Annotated in this window: 21 protein-coding genes and 1 pseudogene; 15 read left to right on the top strand and 7 right to left on the bottom strand. The window is 71.8% G+C overall.

Annotation, left to right across the window (positions count from 1 at the left end; all coding sequences use genetic code 11):
• Positions 1–92 precede the first annotated feature (92 nt).
• From AC3IF1_RS03415 to AC3IF1_RS03400, 4 genes and pseudogenes are all read left to right on the top strand, one after another.
• Positions 93–605 carry an Hsp20 family protein gene (locus AC3IF1_RS03415; protein WP_489215860.1) on the top strand — a complete coding sequence of 171 codons (513 nt, stop codon included), beginning with the start codon at positions 93–95 and terminating at the stop codon, positions 603–605.
• A 100-nt stretch (positions 606–705) separates the two neighbouring features.
• Positions 706–1,227: pseudogene (locus AC3IF1_RS03410) on the top strand (Hsp20/alpha crystallin family protein); the annotation flags it as partial.
• 586 nt (positions 1,228–1,813) lie between these two features.
• A complete protein-coding gene (locus tag AC3IF1_RS03405) occupies positions 1,814–2,158 on the top strand; it encodes a hypothetical protein (protein ID WP_489215858.1) in 345 nt (114 codons plus the stop codon).
• A gap of 140 nt (positions 2,159–2,298) precedes the next feature.
• On the top strand, positions 2,299–2,697 hold the full coding sequence (locus AC3IF1_RS03400) for a hypothetical protein (protein WP_489215856.1): 399 nt from the start codon (positions 2,299–2,301) through the stop codon (positions 2,695–2,697).
• 35 nt (positions 2,698–2,732) lie between these two features.
• On the opposite strand, the gene AC3IF1_RS03395 is transcribed toward AC3IF1_RS03400, so the two are convergent.
• A complete protein-coding gene (locus tag AC3IF1_RS03395) occupies positions 2,733–3,797 on the bottom strand; it encodes an aldose epimerase family protein (RefSeq protein WP_489215854.1) in 1,065 nt (354 codons plus the stop codon).
• A 573-nt stretch (positions 3,798–4,370) separates the two neighbouring features.
• Here AC3IF1_RS03395 and AC3IF1_RS03390 point away from each other — a divergent pair.
• Positions 4,371–5,153: a YfdX family protein gene (locus AC3IF1_RS03390; protein ID WP_243972378.1), complete on the top strand. Its 783-nt coding sequence runs from the start codon at positions 4,371–4,373 to the stop codon at positions 5,151–5,153.
• A gap of 315 nt (positions 5,154–5,468) precedes the next feature.
• Here AC3IF1_RS03390 and AC3IF1_RS03385 read toward each other — a convergent pair whose 3' ends face one another.
• Both AC3IF1_RS03385 and AC3IF1_RS03380 read right to left on the bottom strand, forming a co-directional pair.
• On the bottom strand, positions 5,469–6,767 hold the full coding sequence (locus AC3IF1_RS03385) for a nuclease (RefSeq protein WP_489215852.1): 1,299 nt from the start codon (positions 6,765–6,767) through the stop codon (positions 5,469–5,471).
• Positions 6,768–6,944: 177 nt separating this feature from the next.
• A complete protein-coding gene (locus AC3IF1_RS03380) occupies positions 6,945–7,835 on the bottom strand; it encodes a hypothetical protein (RefSeq protein ID WP_489215850.1) in 891 nt (296 codons plus the stop codon).
• A 309-nt stretch (positions 7,836–8,144) separates the two neighbouring features.
• Between AC3IF1_RS03380 and AC3IF1_RS03375 the strand changes: the two genes are divergently transcribed.
• From AC3IF1_RS03375 to AC3IF1_RS03365, 3 genes are all read left to right on the top strand, one after another.
• Positions 8,145–9,098, top strand: a complete 954-nt coding sequence (locus AC3IF1_RS03375; RefSeq protein ID WP_243972375.1) for a lipid kinase — start codon at positions 8,145–8,147, stop codon at positions 9,096–9,098.
• Entirely contained in the window at positions 9,095–9,862 is a 768-nt protein-coding gene (locus AC3IF1_RS03370; RefSeq protein ID WP_489215847.1) for a TerC family protein, read from the top strand. Before AC3IF1_RS03375 ends, AC3IF1_RS03370 begins: the two co-directional genes overlap by 4 nt.
• A 65-nt stretch (positions 9,863–9,927) precedes the next feature.
• A complete protein-coding gene (locus AC3IF1_RS03365) occupies positions 9,928–10,647 on the top strand; it encodes an ABC transporter substrate-binding protein (protein ID WP_489215845.1) in 720 nt (239 codons plus the stop codon).
• A 46-nt stretch (positions 10,648–10,693) separates the two neighbouring features.
• Here the strand turns inward: AC3IF1_RS03365 and AC3IF1_RS03360 are convergent, their stop codons facing one another.
• The 3 genes from AC3IF1_RS03360 to leuS form a co-directional block, all read right to left on the bottom strand.
• Complete coding sequence (locus tag AC3IF1_RS03360) at positions 10,694–10,975, bottom strand: helix-turn-helix domain-containing protein (protein WP_489215843.1); 282 nt, start codon at positions 10,973–10,975, stop codon at positions 10,694–10,696.
• Positions 10,976–11,002: 27 nt separating this feature from the next.
• Positions 11,003–11,200: a DUF2283 domain-containing protein gene (locus AC3IF1_RS03355; RefSeq protein WP_313900882.1), complete on the bottom strand. Its 198-nt coding sequence runs from the start codon at positions 11,198–11,200 to the stop codon at positions 11,003–11,005.
• Positions 11,201–11,525: 325 nt separating this feature from the next.
• Positions 11,526–14,111, bottom strand: a complete 2,586-nt coding sequence (leuS, locus tag AC3IF1_RS03350; protein WP_489215841.1) for a leucine--tRNA ligase — start codon at positions 14,109–14,111, stop codon at positions 11,526–11,528.
• Between the two features lie 434 nt (positions 14,112–14,545).
• Between leuS and AC3IF1_RS03345 the strand changes: the two genes are divergently transcribed.
• The 3 genes from AC3IF1_RS03345 (at position 14,546) to AC3IF1_RS03335 (ending at position 16,044) form a co-directional block, all read left to right on the top strand.
• Positions 14,546–15,253 (top strand): YggS family pyridoxal phosphate-dependent enzyme, encoded by a 708-nt coding sequence (locus tag AC3IF1_RS03345; RefSeq protein WP_489220307.1) that lies wholly within the window; start codon positions 14,546–14,548, stop codon positions 15,251–15,253.
• Positions 15,254–15,361: 108 nt separating this feature from the next.
• A complete protein-coding gene (locus AC3IF1_RS03340; RefSeq protein ID WP_489215839.1) occupies positions 15,362–15,760 on the top strand; it encodes a type II toxin-antitoxin system RelE/ParE family toxin in 399 nt (132 codons plus the stop codon).
• A complete protein-coding gene (locus tag AC3IF1_RS03335) occupies positions 15,757–16,044 on the top strand; it encodes a helix-turn-helix domain-containing protein (protein WP_489215837.1) in 288 nt (95 codons plus the stop codon). Before AC3IF1_RS03340 ends, AC3IF1_RS03335 begins: the two co-directional genes overlap by 4 nt.
• 9 nt (positions 16,045–16,053) lie before the next feature.
• On the opposite strand, the gene AC3IF1_RS03330 is transcribed toward AC3IF1_RS03335, so the two are convergent.
• The gene (locus tag AC3IF1_RS03330; RefSeq protein WP_489215835.1) at positions 16,054–16,620 is read right to left on the bottom strand and encodes a L,D-transpeptidase family protein; all 567 of its coding nucleotides are present in this window, start codon (positions 16,618–16,620) and stop codon (positions 16,054–16,056) included.
• A gap of 393 nt (positions 16,621–17,013) precedes the next feature.
• Here AC3IF1_RS03330 and AC3IF1_RS03325 point away from each other — a divergent pair, with 393 nt between their 5' ends.
• From AC3IF1_RS03325 to AC3IF1_RS03310, 4 genes are all read left to right on the top strand, one after another.
• Positions 17,014–17,700, top strand: coding sequence for a response regulator transcription factor (locus AC3IF1_RS03325; RefSeq protein WP_243965259.1), 687 nt, complete (start codon positions 17,014–17,016; stop codon positions 17,698–17,700).
• A 65-nt stretch (positions 17,701–17,765) separates the two neighbouring features.
• On the top strand, positions 17,766–18,257 hold the full coding sequence (locus AC3IF1_RS03320; protein WP_243965258.1) for a cyclic nucleotide-binding domain-containing protein: 492 nt from the start codon (positions 17,766–17,768) through the stop codon (positions 18,255–18,257).
• 35 nt (positions 18,258–18,292) lie between these two features.
• Positions 18,293–19,168: a 2,3,4,5-tetrahydropyridine-2,6-dicarboxylate N-succinyltransferase gene (dapD, locus tag AC3IF1_RS03315; protein WP_489215832.1), complete on the top strand. Its 876-nt coding sequence runs from the start codon at positions 18,293–18,295 to the stop codon at positions 19,166–19,168.
• Between the two features lie 88 nt (positions 19,169–19,256).
• Entirely contained in the window at positions 19,257–20,111 is an 855-nt protein-coding gene (locus AC3IF1_RS03310; RefSeq protein WP_489220306.1) for an alpha/beta fold hydrolase, read from the top strand.
• Positions 20,112–20,473: the final 362 nt, after the last annotated feature.

Here is a 20,473-nt window from a genome sequence, read left to right as displayed (position 1 = left end):
GCGGGCGAGGCCCGGAAACGGGCTCGCGGGAGGGCGCCGGGCACGGTGTCCGGCGTCGCTTGTAGTCACGTTGCTCATCGGAGGATGTGGTTATGAGGACTTACGACGTTTCGCCCCTGTTCCGGTCGTCCGTCGGGTTCGACCGGCTGTTCGAGTTGCTCAACCAGGCCGAGCGGGTCGAGCCTTCGGCCGCCTGGCCGCCCTACAACATCGAGAAGGTCGCCGAGGACCAGTACCGCATCACCATGGCGGTGGCGGGCTTCACCCCCGACGAGATCGAGCTGACGCAGCAGGACACCACGCTCCTGGTCACCGGCCAGAAGGCGGCCCCGGAGGGCGAGAAGCACTATCTCCACCGCGGGATCGCGGCGCGCGGCTTCCGGCAGACGTTCAACCTGGCCGAGCACGTGAAGGTGGTGGGCGCGACCCTGGAGAACGGGCTGCTCACCGTCGCGCTGCGGCGCGCGGTGCCGGAGGCCCTGAAGCCCCGGCGCATCGCCATCGGCGGCGTCTCGACGCCCTCCGGGCAGGACAATGCCCCGGCGCAGATCGCACCCGAGCGGCCGGTTCACGGCGAAGCCCGCCGCGACGCCAAGGCGGCCTGATCCCGGTCACCTCCTGGACCGGGAAACGACACCTCCGCGCGGGTCCCCGGACCCCGGGGCCCGCTTCCGCAACGGCACCCCTTGCGATGGCGTGACAACCATGAGCGTGAGAGATCTGATTCCCTGGACCCGCAGCACCGGCGCCCCGGCAGCGGGCGGGTTGGCATCGGGCGGGTTGGCATCGGGCGGGTTGGCATCGGGCGGCTTGGCACCGGGCGGCTTGGCGACCGAGCCGGCGAGCCCGTTCCTGACGCTGCACCGCGAAATGAGCCGCCTGTTCGACGACGTGTTCGGCGGGTTCGGCGGCGCCCCGAGCCTGCCCGGCCGGAGCTTCGGCTGGCCGAATCTCGCGGTGGCGGACGCGGAGGGCGCGCTGCGCGTCTCCGCCGAGCTGCTGGGCCTCGACGAGACCGACGTCGAGCTCCTCATCGCGGACGGCGTGCTCACCCTGAGGGGCGGGAAGCGCGCCGAAACCTTCGACACGGCGCGCGGCTGCTCGGAGCACAGCGACGGCCGCTTCGAGCGGTCGATCGCCCTGCCCGTCGCGGTGCAGGAGGACAAAGCCGAGGCGACCTTCCGCAACGGCGTCCTCACCGTGACACTGCCCCGCGCGGCCGCGGCGCCGCATCCCGATCAACGGCACCGGCGGCGCGACGGCGACGCACTGAGCGCCAGAGCTCCGGCCGGCTTCGGGCCGAACGCAGGACGCGGCGGCCGGCGCGGACCGACGGACCGTGCCGGCCGCCCCAACCTTTGCGCGAATGTGGAGGATTCCATGCAGCAGAGCGACACCACTTCCACCCGGTCCGGCCGGGTCCGGCCCGGGATCGAGCGCCTCGGCCCGATGGCGGCGGCCCATCTCCGGGCGGCCGCGGTCGACCCCTTCGCGGCCTTCGTGGCGCCGGGCGACGTCTTCCGGCACCCCTGCGAGGTGCTGGCCTATCCCGGCCTGTCGCCCGGCGAGAAGCGGGCGATCCTGGCCTCCTGGGCCTCCGACGCCCGGGCGATCGAGGCCTGCCCGACCCTGCGCTGCCTGCCGGGCTGCCGGGCCGAGCCCGTCCCGGTCGACGCGGTCCTGGCGGCGCTCCAGGCCCTGGACCAGGGCCCGGCCGCGCCGGCCCCGCGCCGGCCATCAATCCGGGCGGCCGTCACCCGCCGCGGGCGGACGGCGCCCGAACCCGTCCTGAACTGAACCCGGAGGGCCTTCGATGACGACATTCGACCTGAAGGATCGGCACCCCGTCCCGAGCCACCTGTGGCGGGCCTGGGCCCGCGCCCCGGCGGGCGAGACGAACCGGACCGTGCTGGGCGGCTGGCTCCTGTCCGCCCTGCTGTGCCTGGCCCTGGCGGCGCCCTGCCCGCCGCCGGCCCTGCCCTGGGTCGCGGCAGGATTGCTGAGCCTGTCGGGCTTGGCGTGGCTCGCCGTCGCCCTCGTCCGGGGCGGGCCGCCGGCGGCGTCCCCGAACCTGACCGCCTGGGACGCCGCCCTGCTGTCCTTCGCGGCGAGCTTCGGCGTGCAGGCGGCCGCGCGGCTCGGGCTCCTCGGCGCCTGACCCGCGCCGGCAAATCCCCAAGACACACCGCGCCCCGGAACGCGCGCACCGGCTCCCGGGACGAGGCCGAGCCGGGGCTCGGGCGCACCGGCCCGGCTCCGGTTTCCGATACGAGGCCGAGATCGGTTTGGGAGGTCCCCATGGAGGAACGGACAATCGGATTGGACCACAACACCCGCCCCCGGCACCCGGTCCCCCGGATCGCCGGAACCGGACGGCCGGGGCGGGCGGGCCCGCCGGATCTGCCGGACCTGGAGCGGGCCCTGGTCAACCCGGCGGCGGTGTTCGCCTCCCCCGCGGAGGTGCTCGCCCGTCGGCGGCTGCTGCGCGCCTGCAAGCGGGAAATCCTGCGGCGCTGGGCCTGGGACGAGTACCTCAAGGAGGTGGCCGCCGCCGAGGGCATGGCAGAGGGCGAGCCGTCGCTGCTCGACGCCGTGAAGGCCGCCCTCCTGGCGCTCGGCGAGACCGGGCACCCCCACCCCGCGGCCCCGGCCGCGGCGATCCCCGCATCCTGGGAGGCCGCGCGCGCCGCCGCGTGAGGGATGGTGAAAGGTCTGGGCCCGCGCCCGGGCCGTCAGCCCCCGGTTCCGGGCTCCGGGGCGGGGCACGAGAACCGGAACTCCGTGGCCGCCGTGAAGGTCTCCCCTGGCCGGAGCACCGCCGAGGGGAAGTCCGGCTGGTTCGGGGCGTCGGGAAACGCCTGCGTCTCGAAGCAGACCCCGTCGCCGGAGCGGTAGAGGCGTCCGGACGGGCCGGTCAGCGTGCCGTCGAGGTTGTTGCCGCTGTAGAGCTGCAGCGCCGGCTGCGTGGTCCACACGTCGAGCCGGCGCCCGCTGCCGGGATCCAGGCAGGTGGCGGCCGGCCGCAGGGTCCCGGCGGGCCCGCGCAGGGCGAAGGTGTGGTCGTAGCCCTTGGCGTAGGCGAGTTGCGGATCCCCGTCGCGGATCCGCGCCTCCAGGGGGCGCGGCGTGCGGAAATCGAACGGGGTGCCGTCCACCGGCCGGAGCGCGCCGGTGGGGATCTGGGTCGCGTCCGTGGGCGCGAACGCATCCGCCTCGACCTGCACGACGTGGCCGAGGACGCTGCCCGCCCCCTCCCCGGCGAGGTTGAAATAGCTGTGGTTGGTGAGGTTCAGGACCGTCGGCCGGTCGGTCACGGCGGCGTAATCGATCCGCAGCACGCCGTCCCCCGGCAGGCTGTAGGTCACGCGGACGTCGAGGGTGCCCGGAAACCCCGCCTCCCCGTCCGGGGAGCGGCGACTCAGGACGAGGCGCGTCGCGTCGGACGATTCCACCCGCCACAGGCGCCGGCCGAAATTCTCCGGGCCGCCGTGCAGGGTGTTGGGCCCCTCGTTGATCGGGAGCCGGTAGCTGTGCCCGTCGAGGCTGAAGCGCCCGCCGGCGATGCGGTTGGCGTAGCGGCCGACGATCGCGCCGAAGCTCGGACTCACGGTCTCATAGCCCGCCAGGGTGTCGAGGCCGAGGACGACGTTGGCCGAACGGCCGGCCCGGTCCGGCACCTCGATCGCCGTGACGACCGCGCCGAACGCGATCACGGCGACGCGCAGGCTCTCCCGCACCAGCACGTGCCGGTCGACCGCCTGCCCGTCCGCTGTGCGCCCGAAACATTCACCCGCCATGCGGTCTCCTCCACGCTCCACCCGCGCTGAACGACCCGCCGCCGCGGCGCAGACCGGTCCGGCGTGACGGCTGTATCAAGGATTTGCAGCCGTTGCCGAATGCACCGGGATCGGCGACGCGCCGAGGATGTAGACCTCGATGACCCAGTTCCTCCGTCGAGAGGCGGCTCGCGACCCGTTGCGGGCCCCGGGAATGTCGGCTGAAAGACAATGGCAAATCGGCTGCGCCCAACTCGGAAGCTGACGTTGAGCGATCGAGTTCTTATCGAAGCTCGGCCTGCGCTGGTCGAGGTGCTTCGGTTTTTTCGATGTCTACGAGTCATACGCCAATCATACGGGATGATTTTTAGATCACCTGTTTAGCGGTGTTGGCTAATGGCGCAGTCACCCTCGAGCCTCGCAGGTGAGACCGCTGCGCCTCTCCTGCCTTTGATGCGGCGCCATTGTCTCCATTGCTGATTTTTAATCAAGCAGTCATGAGATAAAAAGACCCAAACTATATTATAGGCACATGGGATTGATCGTACCAATAAGGTCAAAGATCCCACTTCTAGCTCAAATGGAACAATACCGATGGCTCACCAGAGATCACTCGCCGCGGCACTCGTGCTCACGACCCTCCTCGGTGGCACCGCATTCGCTGCCGAGCAAGCGGCCCAGGCGAACGCCGCGCAGACCAGTATGGTCGGCAAGGATGTCGGCAAGCTCTCGAAGGACGGCGCGCAGGGCTTCAGAGACCTCCAGCTCACGCGCCTCGCCATCTTCGAGGCGAACCCCGCCCAGGCCAAGGACTTGATCGGCAAGACGCAGGCGGCCTTCGCCAAAGCGAAGACCGACGATGCGCAGTTCAACAAGGCGGAGGCCGATCTCAGGACACAAGCCGACCTCGCGGGCCACAAGGCCACGACCCCGGCCACGACCCCGGCCACGACGACCGAGGCCAAGCCGGCCTCTCAGGAACAGATCGCCTGGGTGCCGGTCGATGCACAGTTGACCCTGGGTGACGACTTCGTTGCCACGCCCGAGAAGGCCTCTGCGGTGACCGAAGCGAATAAGAACCTCGCCCAGGGCGACCAGAAGGGCGCACTGGAGAAGCTCAAGCTCGCCCATGTCGACGTGAACTTCACGATGGCCGTCCTGCCGCTGAACAAGACCATCTCCGATGTCGATCAGGCGGCCACGCTGATCGGCCAGGGCAAGTATTACGAAGCCAACGCAGTCCTGAAGACGGCCCAGGACAGAGTCCGCTTCGATATGATCGATGCCATCGCGCTCCCGCAGAAGGGTAACGCCGCCGCGAACACCGACGCGTCGCAGGCGCATGGCTCCGCCGCGGGCGCTAAAGCCGGCAAGTAGCAGCATTCTGGTCGTCCGGCGCATCGCAGGGTGCGCCGGTCGGTCCGCCTACGGGGCGCTGCCAACCTGCCTGCACCTTCGCGGCGCCGACCTTCCGATCCACCCCTCCGCCGGGCCTCAGAGCAGAGGCGGGCGCGAGGCTGCATGTCGGTTTCCGAGCAGCCACTCAGGACGGCTTTCGGGAAGTGCTGATAGCGGCCGGCGTGTCCGACAGGGTTCGGATCCGGAATGCCCGCATCAGGGCGATGGATCAGGGTCCGCTCTCCACCCCAACCCGCCCCCGCGCGTGAGCCCTCACGCGCCGTCGTGCGACAGCTACCGCTTCCACACGCCGAGCCGCTCGCTCCGGGCGTGGTCCTCGGCCGCGACCAGTTCGGGACTCGCCTCCGGGGAGGCGCGGCCGCCGCCGTTGAACAGCACCACCTCGGAGATGTCGCGCCCGTCGACGAGGCAGTTCAGGGTCGCGCTGCCCGGCGCCGGCTGACAGGTCACCGGCCGGGTACCGATGTAGCGGGCCAGCTCGTCCGCCTGGCCGCCCCGCACCCACTCGACGCCGAACAGGTGCACGACCTTGCCGCCGACCTTGAGGGTCGCGGTGTCGATCACCTGGGCCTGCCCGGTCACCGCGTTCGGCGGCAGCGGCGCGTCGGGCTCGGGATCGCCGGCGGTCTCGGGGGGCGGCGTCACGGTATCGGGGGCGGCAGGGGCAGGCGAGGCAGGGGCAGGTGAGGCGGTGGGCGGCACGCTCGGGGCGGCACCGTTCGCCGTGTCCGTCCGGGCCGGAGCCGCAGGGCGCGCGGAGTCGGGGGTTTGGCCCTCCAGGACGAGCCCCGCGGCGATCACCGCCGCCAGGGTGCCCGCGCCCGCGCCCAGGAGCCAGCGGCGCTGCCGGCGCGCGCCGTCGTCCATCGGGGCCCCGCCGAAGCCGAGCCGATCGCGCAGGTGGTCCAGGCCGTCGCGGACCGTCTCCCCGAACCGGCCGGGCCCGGCATTCCAGGCCGCCGCCGGATCCGGCTCTCGGGGGGCTCCTTGGGGACTTTCCTGGGGCGCGCCGCCGGCCGCGTCGGCGCTGGCGGGGGGGCGGCCGAACCGGCCGCGCAGGCGCGTCCCCAGGGTCGCGAACCGGCCGGCGGCGCTCTGGGCCAGCACCCGGCCCTGCTCGGAGGAGCGCTCCGCGAGGGAGCGGGCCCGCTCGGACTGGGTCCCGACGAACCGCGCGGTGGCGGCCGTCATCTCGTAGGCGCCGCTCAGCAGGGCCGAATCCCGGGCCTCCTCGGCGGTGGCCGGAACCGGCTCCGCCTCGGGGGGCAGGAACAGGGCGGGATGCCGCTCGCGCAGCTCCGCGACCAGATCGGCCAGGGTCATCGGCTCGGCGGTGTCACCCCGCAGGCGCACGGCGCCCTGCCGGTCGAGCACGCGGATACCGGTGCCCGCCGCATCGGGGACGCTCGCGGCCTCGGCCAGGAGTTCGAGGGTCCGGATGGCCACGGGGCGCGGACGGGCATGGGCAACCGCGGCCCGGATCGCCGCGCGCAGGGCGCTCCGGTCGGGACCGTCGAGCACCGGACGGGCCGGGTCCGCCTCCTGTTTCGCCACAACCGTTGAAGACGTCATGCACCCGATCCCGGCCTCACCGGCGCGCGGCCCGGAGCCCGCCCGACGGGGCCCAACCGGGAGCGCCTCACGCAACGTCCGAGCGCCGGGATCTATCCCTTAGCGCATCGTCCCGGACGCCGGAACCGGGGGCGGCTCCGGCCCGTCCCGCGGCGGCGGGATGGTGCCGGGGGACTCTCACGCCTTGCCGGGGGAGGCGGCCAGGGTCCCGGCCTGGATGCTCCGCCGCAGGACGCGCCCGGTCTCGCCCAGGATGTAGGGCCGCGTCCCCGCGAAGCCCACCTCCAGGATCAGCTCGGCCTCGCCGCTGGAGACGGCGCCGCGCCCCGGATTGGCCGTGCGGAAGGCGACGAGGGTGCGGATCGTGCAGGTCTCGGCATCGCAGGCGGTGCGCATCGCCCGCGGCTCGTAGCGCCGCTCGGGCCAGCGCTGGACGAAGCTGCGCTTCTCGGCCACGAGCGCCGCCGTCGTGACCGGCCGGCCGTAGAAGCGCACGCGGGTCGCGTAGAACTGGGTCGCGGCGCCGACCATGGTGTCGTTGGAACCCGAGACGGTGGCGAGGTAGCTCGCCGTCAGCGCCCGGGCCGCGGCGGCGCGCTCGGCGGACGCCCCCGGCGCCGGGGCGAAGGCGGCCGGCGTCTCCGCGAGCCGGTGCGGATGACCGGCATGGCGGCGCAGGGTCTCCCGGACCGGCGGACGCTCCAGGGCGGCGGCCCGCCTCGGACCCGGCGCCCGCGTCGCCGCGGCCTTCGGCAGGGCGTCCTCGGACGGTTCCGGCGTGGCGGCCTGACGGACCGGCCCGGCCCGGCCCGGACCCTCGGTCTGGGCCTTCACCGGCGCCCTGCCGGAATCCGGCGGATTGGCCGCCGCCTTCATCGGCTCCCGTGCGGGTTCCTGCGCGGGCCCCTGCGCGGCACCCGGCGCCGGCGCGGCGGCCCGGGGCGGCGGGTCGACCCAGGCCGCCCGGGGCGCCGTGCCCTGCTGGGCCGCGGCGGCGCCGGCAAAGGCGAGCGGCAGGACCAGGCCGAGGGCCAGGGCCGGGGTTCGGGCGGGGCGTGTGGCGGACATCGGTGTCTTCCTGGCGGCCGGGGCGGGCCTCATCGGGAACGCGCCCGTGTGGGGGAGGGGTTCCACGATCGTCCCGGGCGCGCCACACATCCTGCCAGATTGCGCGGCGGCGACCAGCCCTGGATTGCGGGGATGATGGGGTTGCGTTCGCGCGTTTGGGTACCAAGTCGGGGACAAATCCGGCCTTGGCCGTCTGGCCTGGGCCGCACGCAGGTTCCCATCCCGCCCGCCCCCGCCGCCGCGCCCCGAGGATCCTGTGGCCCGATCCGAACTCCAGGCCCGCCCGACCCCGCGATCCGGGGGCCCCCGATGAGCGCCGCACCGCGCCGGGCCCTGCTGATCTGCAACGCCAAGGCCCGCAACGGCGGCCTCGACCTCGAGGCCGTGCGCGCGATTCTGCGCGCGGGCGGGATCGAGCCGGAAGAGCCGCCGCCGGACGCCGATTGCCGCGATACGATCCGCAACCGGGCCGGTTCGGTCGATCTGGTCATCCTCGGCGGCGGCGACGGCACCATGAATTTCGCCGCCCCGGCCCTGGTGGAGAGCGGCCTGCCGCTGGCCATCCTGCCGCTCGGCACGGCCAACGATCTCGCCCGCTCCCTCGACCTGCCCCTCGATCCCCTGGCGGCGGCCCGCTTCATCCCGACCGCTGCGGCGCGGCCGGTGGATCTCGGCTGGGTCAACGGCCATTATTATTTCAACGTGGCGAGCGTCGGCTTCTCGGCCGAACTCGCGGGGGAGCTCACGGCCAAATCGAAGAAGACCTGGGGGGTGCTCGGCTACGCGGTGGCGGCGGTGCGGGTGCTGCGCCGGGTCCGGCCCTTCACGGTGACGATCGAGCACGACGGCACGGTGGAGAAGGTCACGACCATCCAGGTGTCGGTGGGCAACGGCCGGCACTACGGCGGCGGCATGACCGTGGCCGAGACCGCGGCGGTGGATGACGGCAAGCTCGACTTCTACAGCCTGGAGATCGACCATTGGTGGCGGCTGATCGCCCTGCTGCCGGCCCTCCGGCGCGGCACCCATGGCCGGGCCGCCGACGTGCGCGCCTTCCACGCCCAGGAGATCCGGATCTCGACCCGCAGGCCCCGGCCGGTGAACACCGACGGCGAATTGACCACCCACACGCCGGCCCATTTCAAGGTCGTCCCGAAGATCCTGCAGGTCTTCGCACCGGAGCCCGTGCGCCGCGCCCCCGGCTTCGACCTCGCCGCCCTCGGCGACCGCCTGTTCCCGACCAGCGAGGCCCCCAAGCCGTGACCGACCTGATCCACCTCGCCAGTCAGCCCGCGATCTGGGCCGCCCTCGCGACCCTCGTGGTGATGGAGGTGGTGCTCGGCATCGACAACCTGATCTTCATCTCGATCCTGACCAACAGGCTGCCGCCCGAACAGCAGACCCGGGCGCGGCGGATCGGGATCGGCCTGGCGCTGGTGCTGCGGCTGGGGCTCCTCGGCACCGTGGCGTTCATCGTGCACCTGACCGAGCCGGTCGTCTCGGTCCTCGGCCAGGACTTCTCCTGGCGCGACCTGATCCTGATCGGCGGCGGCCTGTTCCTGCTGTGGAAGGCCACCAAGGAGATCCACCACAGCGTCGATCCCGAGCCCGAGGCGGAGGAATCCGGCGGCGGCCTCGGCTTCGGCGCGGCGATCGGCCAGATCCTGCTCCTCGACCTCGTCTTCTCGATCGACTCGATCATCACGGCGGTGGGCATGACCGCGCACGTGCCGGTGATGATGGTGGCGGTGATCGTCGCCGTGACGGTGATGCTGGTCGCCGCCGAGCCGCTCTCGGCCTTCATCGCCCGGAACCCCACGGTGGTGATGCTGGCGCTGGGCTTCCTGATCATGATCGGCATGGTGTTGATCGCCGAGGGGTTCGGGGCGCACGTGCCGAAGGGCTACATCTACACGGCCATGGCGTTCTCGGCCGGCGTCGAGGGGCTCAACATGCTGGCCCGGCGGCGGCGGCGGGGCGCCAGGGGCGAGGCTCGGGCGCAGGCCAGTCAGGTCGGGCGTGCCTGATGCGGATCCGCGCGGCGCTCTGCCTGCTCGTCCTGTCCGCCCCGGCGCGTGCGGAGCCGCAACCGATGCCCCCCGATCCCACGATCCTGCACGACCTCGCCCCCACCGGCACGCTCCGGGCGGCGATCAATCTCGGCAACCCGGTGCTGGCGCAGGGCGGCGCGGAGGCTCCGGCGGGCGTGTCGGTCGACCTGGCCCGGGCGCTGGCGCAGAAACTCGGCGTGCCGGTGGCGTTCGTGACCTTCCCGGGGGCGGGGGCCGTCTCGGGCTCGGCGGGGTCCGGCACCTGGGACATCTGCTTCCTGGCGATCGACCCGAAACGGGCCGAGGGCATCGCCTTCACGGACCCCTACGTGCTGATCACCGGCCGCTACCTCGTGCCGGCCGCCTCGCCGATCCGGACCCTGGAGGCGGTCGACCGCCCGGGCGTGCGGGTCTCGGTCGGCCGCGGCAGCGCCTACGACCTGTTCCTGAGCCGGAGCCTGCAACACGCGACCCTGGTGCGGGCGCCGACCTCGGCCGAGGCGGTCACGGCCTTCGCGCGGGACGGGCTGGAGGTGGCGGCCGGGGTCGCGCAGCCGCTCGCCGCCTACGCCGCCAGCCATCCGGAGGTGCGGCTGCTGCCCGGGGATTTCATGGCCATCCCGCAGGCGATGGGCCTGCCGGTCGGGCGCCCCGCCGGGGCGGCCTACCTTGCGGATTTCCTGGCCCAGGCCAAGCGCGACGGGCTCGTCCGGCAGGGCCTGGAGGCCAGCGGGCAGGATCCGGGGCTGGCGGCGCCGTAGGTCGGGGCTGGCGCATCATCCTGAGAGTCGGATGCGGGCTTTCCCGTCACGCCGCCTCGATCAGCTGGATTCGCACCGTGAAGCCGGCCGGACCGGCGATGTTCACGAGGGCATCCAGCGAGAATTTGTCGAGTTTTCCGCGCATCAAGTCGTTGAGGCGCGGACGCGTCAGGCCGAGCTGAGCAGCCGCTCGGTCCTGCGATATATTCCATGTTCGAACCCGCTCGCGGATCGCGAGCATCAGGTCGGCACGGGCCGTCATGTTGGCAGCCTCAATGGGCGTATCGGTCAAAGCTTCGAACACGCTGACGAAGGTTTGTGCGGTCATGTCCGAGCGTTCCAATGCCTGCGGGCTTCAGGCGGCGGCCAAATGTGCCAAATCCGCGCCCGCCGAGAGACGCTCCTTGGTATCGAGAATCTCGATGGCAACAACGCGGCCCTCTACGTCGAAATCTAGAATGATGCCGGGTCGGACCTCCTCACTCTCACGCACCACAGTATCGGCGAAGCGGAGATACAGGGCGTCAGCCTCTAGATCGTATCGACCTTTCACATCTGCGCCTTCAGCCGCGATCGAGGAAGAGCGAGCGCGTGCGAGACGTCAACGCCGGTTTTTCCAACATGCGCCCTGCGCTGAGCCCTCACCACCGAGGCACCCCTGCCATTTCCAATCCTCCACCTCATCCTGAGGTGCCGAAGCGCAGCGGAGGCCTCGAAGGAGCCCTCCAGGGATCGCAGCGCCTTCTGGAGCCCTCCTTCGAGGCCCGCTTCGCGGGCACCTCAGGATGAGGCCGAGGATTGGAGAAACGCTTTCTGAACGGCTCTCTGAGTCGGCACGGAGCGGACTCCTGCATCGAACCTCGGCCGGGGTAGAATCTTCAAACCACCAGATTCACGATCCGCCCCGGCACCACGATCACCTTCCGCGGCGCCTTGCCCTCCAGCACCCGCTGGACCGCCTCCAGGGCCAGCGTCGCCGCCTCGACGGCCTTGGCGTCGGCGTCGCGCGGCACGGTCACGTCCGCCCGCTTCTTGCCGTTGATCTGGACCGGCAGGGTGATCTCGTCCTCGACGAGCAGCCCGGCCTCCGCCTCCGGCCAGGGCGCCTGCGCGGCGAGCCCCGGGCGCCCCAGAACCAGCCAGCACTCCTCCGCCAGATGCGGCATCATCGGCGCGATGAGCTGGACCAGGATGCCGGCCGCCTCCCGGGCCGCAGCCGGCGAGACCGGGCCGCGCAGGCCATCCTCCAGGGCGTTGGCCAGGGTGTAGATGTGGGCGACGCACCGGTTGAAGCGCAGGCGCTCGATATCGTCCTGCACGGAGGCCAAGGCCCGGTGGGCGGCCTTGCGCAGGGGCAGATCGGCGGCGCCGTCTCCCGTCGCCTGTCCGGCGGCGTTCACCAACCGCCAGACCTTCTGGACGAACCGGGCGGCGCCCTGCACCCCCTCCTCGGTCCAGATCACGTCGCGCTCCGGCGGCGAATCGGACAGCATGAACCAGCGCGCCGTGTCGGCCCCGTAGCTCGCGATGATGTCGTCCGGGTCGACCACGTTCTTCTTGGACTTCGACATCTTCTCGATCGGGCCGATCGCGATCGGCGCCTGAGTTTTCACGTGAAACGCGCGGCGCTCGCCCTCCTCGGTGGTGAAGCGGATCTCGGCCGGGGGCACCCAGGCGCCGGCGGCGTCCTTGTAGGTCTCGTGGACGACCATCCCTTGCGTGAACAGCCCGGCGAAGGGCTCGGACACCCCGGACCAGCCGGTCTCGCGCATCGCCCGCATGAAGAACCGGGCGTAGAGCAGGTGCAGGATCGCGTGCTCGATGCCGCCGATATACTGGTCCACCGCCAGCCAATGGTCGACCACGGCCCGGTCGGTGGGGGCGTCGGTGAGCCAGGGCGCGGTGAAGCGGGCATAGTACCAGGACGAATCGACGAACGTGTCCATCGTGTCGGTCTCGCGCCGGGCCGGGGCGCCGCAACGCGGGCAGGGCACGTCGCGCCAGGCCCGGTCGCGCTCCAGCGGATTGCCGGGCTGGTCGAAGGAGACTTCGTCCGGCAGCTTCACCGGCAGGTCGGCCACCGGCACCGGCACCGGGCCGCAGGACTCGCAATGGATGATCGGGATCGGGCAGCCCCAGTAGCGCTGGCGCGAGACGCCCCAGTCGCGCAGGCGGAACTGGACCTTGCGGGTCGCGACCCCCTCCCCTTCGAGCCGCCGGGCCACGGCCTCGAAGGCCTCGTCGGTGCTCAAGCCATCGAGGAAGCGCGAATGGATCATCCGCCCATCCTCGACATAGGCGGTGTCAGTGATGACGAACGTCGCCGGGTCCTGGCCCTCGGGGCAGACCACCGGGGTGTTGCCGAGCCCGTACTTGTTGGCGAAGTCGAGGTCGCGCTGGTCGTGGGCCGGGCAGCCGAACACCGCGCCGGTGCCGTATTCCATCAGCACGAAATTCGCCACGTAGACCGGCAGCTCCCAGGACGGGTCGAGGGGGTGGCGGACGGTCAGGCCGGTGTCGAAGCCGTGCTTCTCGGCGGTGTCGATCGCGGCCTGCGCGGTGCCGGTGCGGCGGCATTCCTCAATGAAGGCCTGGAGCGCCGGACGATCCGCGGCGAGCGCGGCGGCGAGCGGGTGGTCGGCGGCGATCGCCAGGAACTTGGCGCCGAACAGCGTGTCGGGCCGGGTCGTGTAGACGGTGACCGAATCGGAGGCGCCGGCCACCGGACGGGCCAGGGCGAACCGGACTTCCAGCCCCTCGGAGCGGCCGATCCAGTTCTTCTGCATCAGCCGGACCTTTTCCGGCCAGCGGTCTAGACCGTCGAGGGCGGTCAGCAGATCCTCGGCGAAGTCGGTGATCCTGAAGAACCACTGGGTCAGCTCGCGCTGCTCGACCAGGGCGCCGGAGCGCCAGCCGCGCCCGTCGATCACCTGCTCGTTGGCCAGCACCGTGTGGTCCACCGGGTCCCAATTCACCTTAGCGGTGCGGCGGGTGACGAGGCCCTTGTCCAGGAAGTCCAGGAACATGCGCTGCTGGTGCTTGTAATAGTCGGGGTCGCAGGTGGCGATCTCCCGGCTCCAGTCCAGCGACAGGCCCATGGCCTTCAGCTGGTCGCGCATCGACGCGATGTTGGCGTAGGTCCAGTCCCGCGGGTTGACCTTGCGCTCCATGGCGGCGTTCTCGGCCGGCAGGCCGAAGGCGTCCCAGCCCATCGGGTGGAGCACGTTGAAGCCCCGGGCGCGCTTGTAGCGGGCGACCACGTCGCCCATGGCGTAGTTTCGGACATGGCCCATGTGGATGCGCCCCGACGGGTAGGGGAACATCTCCAGCACGTAGTATTTCGGCCGGCCGTCGGCATTGTCGGTCTCGAACAGGCGCCGCTCGGCCCAGGCCTCCTGCCAGCGCGGCTCGGCATCCTTGGCGTTGTAGCGCTCGACGGGCTGGGGGGCGGCAGTGCTGGTCATGGATCCGGCGGAATGAGGGGCTCGTCGGTCATTCCGGGGAACACCGACGGCACGGTGGAGCCGCGATAGCATATCTGCGCCGGAGCCGGTCAACGCAGGGCGCGATTCGGGCTTGCGCGGGGCGCGCCAGCGCATAGGTCGATGAATAACACGATACACGAGGGCGGCCGTCTCCGGCCTGTTCCAACCCAACCCCCCTCATCCTGAGGTGCCCGCGAAGCGGGCCTCGAAGGAGCCCTCCAGGGATCGCGCAGCTGGCTGGAGGGCTCCTTCGAGGCCTCCGCTACGCTCCGGCACCTCAGGATGAGGGGATGGGTTGGACAGCTGGTCGCGGGAGGGCGCCGCATCGTCATCGTGTCGGCTTCCGGCAGCGTTAGGACAAACCCATCATGGACGACGCGATCACCGCCCCGAACGCCCTGCCCACGGACGGGATGGGTCACCCGACCGAGAAACTCCCGGTGGGACAGGCCGACGTGGCGGCCGGGCTCGCCGAGGTGCGGGCCGCCATCGCCCAGGCGGCCGAGGATTCGGAACGCGACCCGGCGACGGTGCAGCTGGTCGCCGTCTCCAAGACCGTGCCGGCCGCGGGCATCCTGCCGGCGCTCGAGGCGGGGCAGCGGGTCTTCGGGGAGAATTACGTCCAGGAATCCACCGCGAAATGGCCCGACCTGCGGGCCCGCTACCCGGATGTCGAGCTGCATCTCGTCGGCCCCTTGCAATCCAACAAGGCCCGGGAGGCGGTCGCCCTGTTCGACGTGATCCACGCCCTCGACCGCCCGTCGCTGGCCGCCGCCCTCGCCAAGGAGATCGCCCGGTCCGGCCGCACGCCGAAGCTGCTGATCCAGGTCAATACCGGCGCCGAGCCGCAGAAGGGCGGCGTCCTGCCCGACCAGCTCGCCACCCTGCTGTCCGAATGCCGCGAGACCCACGGGCTGGCCATCCAGGGCCTGATGTGCATCCCCCCGGCGGAGGACCCGCCCTCGGCCCATTTCGCCCTGCTGGCCCGGCTCGCGCAGGCGCACGACCTGCCGATCCTCTCGATGGGCATGAGCGCGGATTTCCCGGCGGCGATCCAGCTCGGCGCGACCCATGTCCGGGTCGGCACCGCGATCTTCGGCGCGCGGACCCGGAAGGCCTGAGGGTCACCCGATTCGGGCGATAGGCTGCCGACGTGCCGACCGGGCTATCCGATGCCGTGATCCGTGATATGCTTTTTCACGCATATCTTGAGTCGCGATCGGACACCGATGGGCTCCAGCAAGAAGCCGCCACAAGGTGCGGTATCGCGTATTGCGGACGATCCCCAGGGGGCGTGGTCGGTATCGTTTCTCGACGCGACTGTCGTCAATGAGGTCGATGCCTGGCCGGTCAGGCTGCGCGCCGCCTTGGACCGCATCGTCGCGCGGATCGAAACACGCGGCCTGATGAGTCTCACCGAGGAGCATGCCAAGCACATACGCGGGCGGATCTGGGAACTGAGACCCCGGACCGACAGCATGGCCGGCCGAGCCCTCTATGTCACGGTGACCGGCCGGCGTGTGATCATCGTTCTCTGCGCGATCAAGAAGACACAGGCGACGCCCAAGAGATGGATCGATCTGGCCGAAGCTCGGGCTCGCAACATCGACACAGGAGAAACGGCATGACGATTCCTTTCAAGGCCGTCCGGGAACGGTGGAACGCGGATCCCGCCTATCGCGCGGCGCACGCGGCGATCGGACCCGAGATGGAAATCGGCTTCTCCATGGGCGAGGCGCGGGCGCGGGCAAAGCTGACCCAGGAAGAGGTCGCCCAGCGCATGCAGACGTCCCAGGGACAGATCGCCCGGTGGGAGCGCGGCCAGGTCATGCCGTCGACGGCCTCGCTACGGCGCTACGCCGAGGCCGTCGGCGCCCGTCTGCGGATCCAGTTCGAGGCCGCGGAGACCTGACGGCCGCGCTCATCCGATCCGCAGATAGGTCCGCGGCCCGAGCCGCCGGAGCAGGCGCAGCAGGTCGGCCCGGGCCAGGGCGACGCAGCCCTCCGTGGGGCGGTAGCCGTCCCGGGCGACGTGCAGGAAGATCGCCGAGCCCCGCCCCTTCCGGATCGGCGCGCGGTTGTAGTCGAGGTCGATCACGACGTCGTAGAGCCCGTCGCCCCGCCACAGCGCCTCGGCGCTCACGCCGGGGGCCGGGAGGCGGATCGGCCGGTTGTAGCGGCGGTCCCGGCGATCGTCGCACCAGCCGTCGTCGGGCCGGGTCGGGCGCAGGGGCAGCGCGGTGCGCGGACGGATGCCGAGATGGTCGGGCCGGTAGGCGCCGCCGCGCAGTCGGAACCGCCCGCGGGGCGAGCCGCCGTCGCCCTCGCGCTTGTCGCTGACGATGCCCCCGGCCCCGAGGGCGCAGGGGATGACCGCCGGCCCGACCAGCAGCTGGCCCCGGCATCGGTCGCCGACCACCGCCCGTACCCGGATCTCCCGGACCGACTGCCGGACACCATCAGCCTGCCCGCTCGGCCGTCGCCCCATCGTCGCCCTCCCCCTTCGCCGCGGACCGGACGGGCCGGCGCGGCGCGATTTATGCCCGATCTCCGCACCCGGTCCGATAAAAATTGCGCACAAGGCAATTTCCGGCCACAAAGGCTGCCCTATCCTTGGCCGGAACCCGGGCAGCCAAGCCGGGATTCGGGGGGATCGGCCCGGCGCCCGCGCCGTGGCGACGGAGGCCTTCGAATTCCAGCGCGTCCCGCCCCGTAGCAGCCCCCTTCGCCGGGGCGGTCCCCGCTCCGGCGGGGACAATGATGTGGAAACGAAAGCCTCCGCAGAATCGCCGCGCGATCCTGCCAACAACCGCGAGTCATCGCACGCCGCCGCCCGGGAGGATCACCCTCCCCGCCGGCAGCCTGCCCTGGGACCTGGACGATGCCGAATGCCTACCGCCTGCTGATCTGCGACGACGACGCGATCCTGCGCGACACCCTCACCGAGCAGCTCGATCACGACGAGGAATTCTCGGTGCTCACCGAGGCGAACGCCGCCGACGCGATCCGGCGGGTGGCCGCCGAGCGCATCGACCTCGCGGTGATGGATGTCGGCCTGCCCGATCTCGACGGGCGCGAGGCCGTGCGCCGGATGCGGGCCGGGGGGTTCCGCGGCCCGGTGATCATGCTCACCGCCCAGGATTCCGAGGCGGACCATGTCGAGGGCCTGGAGGCCGGCGCCAACGACTACGTCACCAAGCCGTTCAAGTTCGGCATCCTGCTGGCCCGGATCCGCGCGCACCTGCGCAGCCACGAGGCTTCCGAGGACGCGGTGTTCCAGATCGGCCCCTACACGTTCCGGCCCGGCGCCAAGCTGCTGGTCGGCGAGCGCGGCTCGAAGCTCAAGCTCACCGAGAAGGAGACCGCGATCCTGCGCTTCCTCTACCGGGCGGGCCGGGCGGTGGTGAACCGGGACACGCTGCTGGCCGAGGTCTGGGGCTACAACGCCCACGTCACCACCCACACCCTGGAGACGCATATCTACCGGCTGCGCCAGAAGATCGAGCCGAACCCCGCCACCGCCGCGATCCTCGTCACGGAGGGCGGCGGATACAAGTTGCTGCCCTGACGAAAAGAAGTTTTACGTATAGGCGAACCGGTGGGTTCGCGTATGCGCAGGGTGGTGAGGCGTTCTTGGGGCTCGACGACGATATCGCGATCCTCGCGGCCGCGCCGCTGTTCGGCTTCCTCGACCGGGACGCCCTGCGCCTGCTGACCTTCGCGGCCGAGCGGCGGGACCTCGCGGAGGGCGACCTGCTGTTCGACCGCGGCGATCCGGCCGATGGCGGCTTCGTCGTGATGGCCGGGACGATCCGGCTCGAACCCCGGGACGCCAGGACCGAGCCGGTGCGGGCCGGCCGCTCCGCTCTGATCGGACAGCTCGCCCTGTTCGTGCGCGGCACCCGGCCGACCGCGGCCCGGGCCGTGGAGGATGCCGCGGTCATGCGGATCACCCCGACGCTGATGCGCCGGGTGCTGGAGGAGTTCCCCGAGGCCGCCCAGGCCGTCCACGACACCCTGGCCGACGACCTCGCCGGCCTGGTGGCCGATCTCGATCACGTGCGCGGGCTTCTCGACGTCATCGACGGCATCTCCTCAGGTGACAGCCCCGGTGGCCGCTTGTAAGCACGGGCCTCCCGCCACGAGAGTTCCGATCCTTCATGTCCCAGGCCGGCACGCCTCCTTCCGATCCCGCCCAGTCCGATCTTGCCCGTACCATCGAGGCCGCCTGGGAGGACCGCGCCGGCATCTCGACCGCCACACGGGGTGCCGTGCGCGAGGCGGTGGAGGCGGCCCTGGAGCTGCTCGATTCCGGCAAGGCCCGGGTCGCCGAGAAGAGCGGCAACCACGATTGGGTGGTCAACCAGTGGCTCAAGAAGGCGGTGCTGCTGTCCTTCCGCCTCAACGACATGGCGGCGATCGAGGGCGGCCCCGGCGGCGCGCCCTGGTGGGACAAGGTCGCGTCGAAATTCGCCGGCTGGGGCGAGGCCGAGTTCCGGGCCGCCGGCCTGCGCGCCGTGCCGGGCTGCTTCGTCCGCCGCGGCGCCTACATCGCGCCGGGCGCCGTGCTCATGCCGAGCTTCGTCAATCTCGGCGCCCATGTCGGTGCGGGCACGATGGTCGACACCTGGGTGACGATCGGCTCCTGCGCGCAGGTGGGCAAGAACTGCCACATCTCCGGCGGCGCCGGCATCGCGGGCGTGCTGGAGCCGCTCCAGGCCAACCCGGTGATCATCGAGGACGATTGCTTCATCGGCGCCCGCGCCGAGGTGGCCGAGGGCGTGATCGTCGGCCAGGGCAGCGTCCTGTCGATGGGCGTCTATATCGGCGCCTCCACCAAGATCGTCGACCGCACCACCGGCGAGGTGATGTACGGTCGCGTGCCGCCCTACTCGGTGGTGGTCTCCGGCACGATGCCCGGCAAGGCCCTGCCCGACGGCTCCCCCGGCCCGGGCCTGTACTGCGCGGTGATCGTCAAGCGCGTCGATGCCGGCACCCGGTCCAAGACCGCCATCAACGAGCTGCTGCGCACCTGAAGCGCCGTCTGCTGCGCGCCAGGGCTTTGCCCTGGCAACCCACCAAGGGGCATGGCCCTTTGGGATCCCCGATCGGGTGGACCGCCGGATGGACACGCAGGCGCTGAACCTCACGGTGGCGGGCCGGCCGGTGCCGACCCCGTGTGACCTGATCGGGCAGGGGCCGGAGGCGCTGCTGCTCCCGGCCCTGTCGACCATCTCGGCGCGGGCCGAGATGCAGGCCCTCGCCCGCGCCCTCGGGTCCGACTATCGCTGCCGCATCCCCGACTGGCCGGGCTTCGGCGCCCGGCCGCGGGCGCGGATGCCGCTGGAACCCGCGACCTTCCACGCCTTCCTCGACGCACTGCTCGACGCCGCCCCGGGCCCCTACGCCCTCGGGGTCGCGGCCGGCCACGCCGCCGGCTATCTGGTCGCGGCGGCGCGGCGCCACCCCAAAACCTTCGCCCGGCTGGTTCTGGTGGCGCCGACCTGGCGGGGGCCGCTGCCCACCGCGATGCCGGGCCGTGCCCACTGGTTCCCGCGCATCCGCCGGGCCGTGGAGGCGCCGCTCCTCGGCGAGGCGCTCTACCGGATCAACATCAGCCCGCCGATCATCGGCCGGATGATGCGCGCCCATGTCTATGCCGATGCCGGCCGGGTGACCCCGGCCCTGATCCGCGACAAGCACGCGATCACCCGCCAGCGCAACGGCCGGTTCGGCACCGCCGCCTTCGTCACCGGCGGCCTCGACCCGGTGGGGAGCCGCGCGGCGTTCCTGGCCCTGTTCGACGACGGCCTGCCGCCGACCCTGGTGCTGCGGCCCGGGAACGCCCCGCGCCGCTCCGGCGCCGAGATGGACGCGCTGATCGCCGGCGGCCGGGTGACGGGCGCCGCGATCCCGGGGGCGCTCAGTCCGCACGAGGAATTCCCCGCCGCGGTCGCGGCGGCGATCCAGGGAGGTTAGCCGGCGAAGTTATGGTTTCACGAGGTCCGTGACCGTTTGCGGGTGCAGGGCGAGCCTTGCTGCCGCGCGGCGCCGTCCGCTCCGACAGGGCCAGCCCTTGGGACGCCCGGGTTCAATGCGCCGGGGCGGGGCGCTGCGGGCATCGTGATCACGCCGCGGTGGTCGGGGAAGCGGGCGCGCTGAAGCGGATCCGGCCCGGTGAAGTGCAGCCGCGTCCGGAACGACACCGGGCTGACGCAGGGCAGGTCGCCCCGCAGGGCCCTGTCGTCGGGCACGAACAGGGCGGTGGCGAGACAGCGGCTCTCGGCCCGGATCCAGAGGGGGATCGGCAGGCCCCAGCGCCGGGCCAGAAGCGCCCCGGC

The organism is Methylobacterium sp. E-012 (genome assembly GCF_057836545.1).
The sequence above is the reverse complement of the archived record's forward strand: the minus strand, read 5'-3'. Positions and strand labels throughout refer to the sequence as shown.

Bases quoted from the DNA above. Each gene is read 5' to 3' on its own strand.
- AC3IF1_RS03415 (WP_489215860.1), top strand. From the start codon at position 93: ATGAGGACTTACGACGTTTCGCCCCTGTTCCGGTCGTCCGTCGGGTTC.
- AC3IF1_RS03365 (WP_489215845.1), top strand. From the start codon at position 9,928: ATGCCCCCCGATCCCACGATCCTGCACGACCTCGCCCCCACCGGCACG.
- AC3IF1_RS03325 (WP_243965259.1), top strand. From the start codon at position 17,014: ATGCCGAATGCCTACCGCCTGCTGATCTGCGACGACGACGCGATCCTG.
- dapD (WP_489215832.1), top strand. From the start codon at position 18,293: ATGTCCCAGGCCGGCACGCCTCCTTCCGATCCCGCCCAGTCCGATCTT.
- AC3IF1_RS03330 (WP_489215835.1), bottom strand. From the start codon at position 16,620: ATGGGGCGACGGCCGAGCGGGCAGGCTGATGGTGTCCGGCAGTCGGTC.
- AC3IF1_RS03310 (WP_489220306.1), top strand. From the start codon at position 19,257: ATGGACACGCAGGCGCTGAACCTCACGGTGGCGGGCCGGCCGGTGCCG.
- AC3IF1_RS03360 (WP_489215843.1), bottom strand. From the start codon at position 10,975: ATGACCGCACAAACCTTCGTCAGCGTGTTCGAAGCTTTGACCGATACG.
- leuS (WP_489215841.1), bottom strand. From the start codon at position 14,111: ATGACCAGCACTGCCGCCCCCCAGCCCGTCGAGCGCTACAACGCCAAG.
- AC3IF1_RS03335 (WP_489215837.1), top strand. From the start codon at position 15,757: ATGACGATTCCTTTCAAGGCCGTCCGGGAACGGTGGAACGCGGATCCC.
- AC3IF1_RS03400 (WP_489215856.1), top strand. From the start codon at position 2,299: ATGGAGGAACGGACAATCGGATTGGACCACAACACCCGCCCCCGGCAC.
- AC3IF1_RS03345 (WP_489220307.1), top strand. From the start codon at position 14,546: ATGGGTCACCCGACCGAGAAACTCCCGGTGGGACAGGCCGACGTGGCG.
- AC3IF1_RS03395 (WP_489215854.1), bottom strand. From the start codon at position 3,797: ATGGCGGGTGAATGTTTCGGGCGCACAGCGGACGGGCAGGCGGTCGAC.
- AC3IF1_RS03405 (WP_489215858.1), top strand. From the start codon at position 1,814: ATGACGACATTCGACCTGAAGGATCGGCACCCCGTCCCGAGCCACCTG.
- AC3IF1_RS03380 (WP_489215850.1), bottom strand. From the start codon at position 7,835: ATGTCCGCCACACGCCCCGCCCGAACCCCGGCCCTGGCCCTCGGCCTG.
- AC3IF1_RS03390 (WP_243972378.1), top strand. From the start codon at position 4,371: ATGGCTCACCAGAGATCACTCGCCGCGGCACTCGTGCTCACGACCCTC.
- AC3IF1_RS03375 (WP_243972375.1), top strand. From the start codon at position 8,145: ATGAGCGCCGCACCGCGCCGGGCCCTGCTGATCTGCAACGCCAAGGCC.
- AC3IF1_RS03385 (WP_489215852.1), bottom strand. From the start codon at position 6,767: ATGACGTCTTCAACGGTTGTGGCGAAACAGGAGGCGGACCCGGCCCGT.
- AC3IF1_RS03340 (WP_489215839.1), top strand. From the start codon at position 15,362: ATGGGCTCCAGCAAGAAGCCGCCACAAGGTGCGGTATCGCGTATTGCG.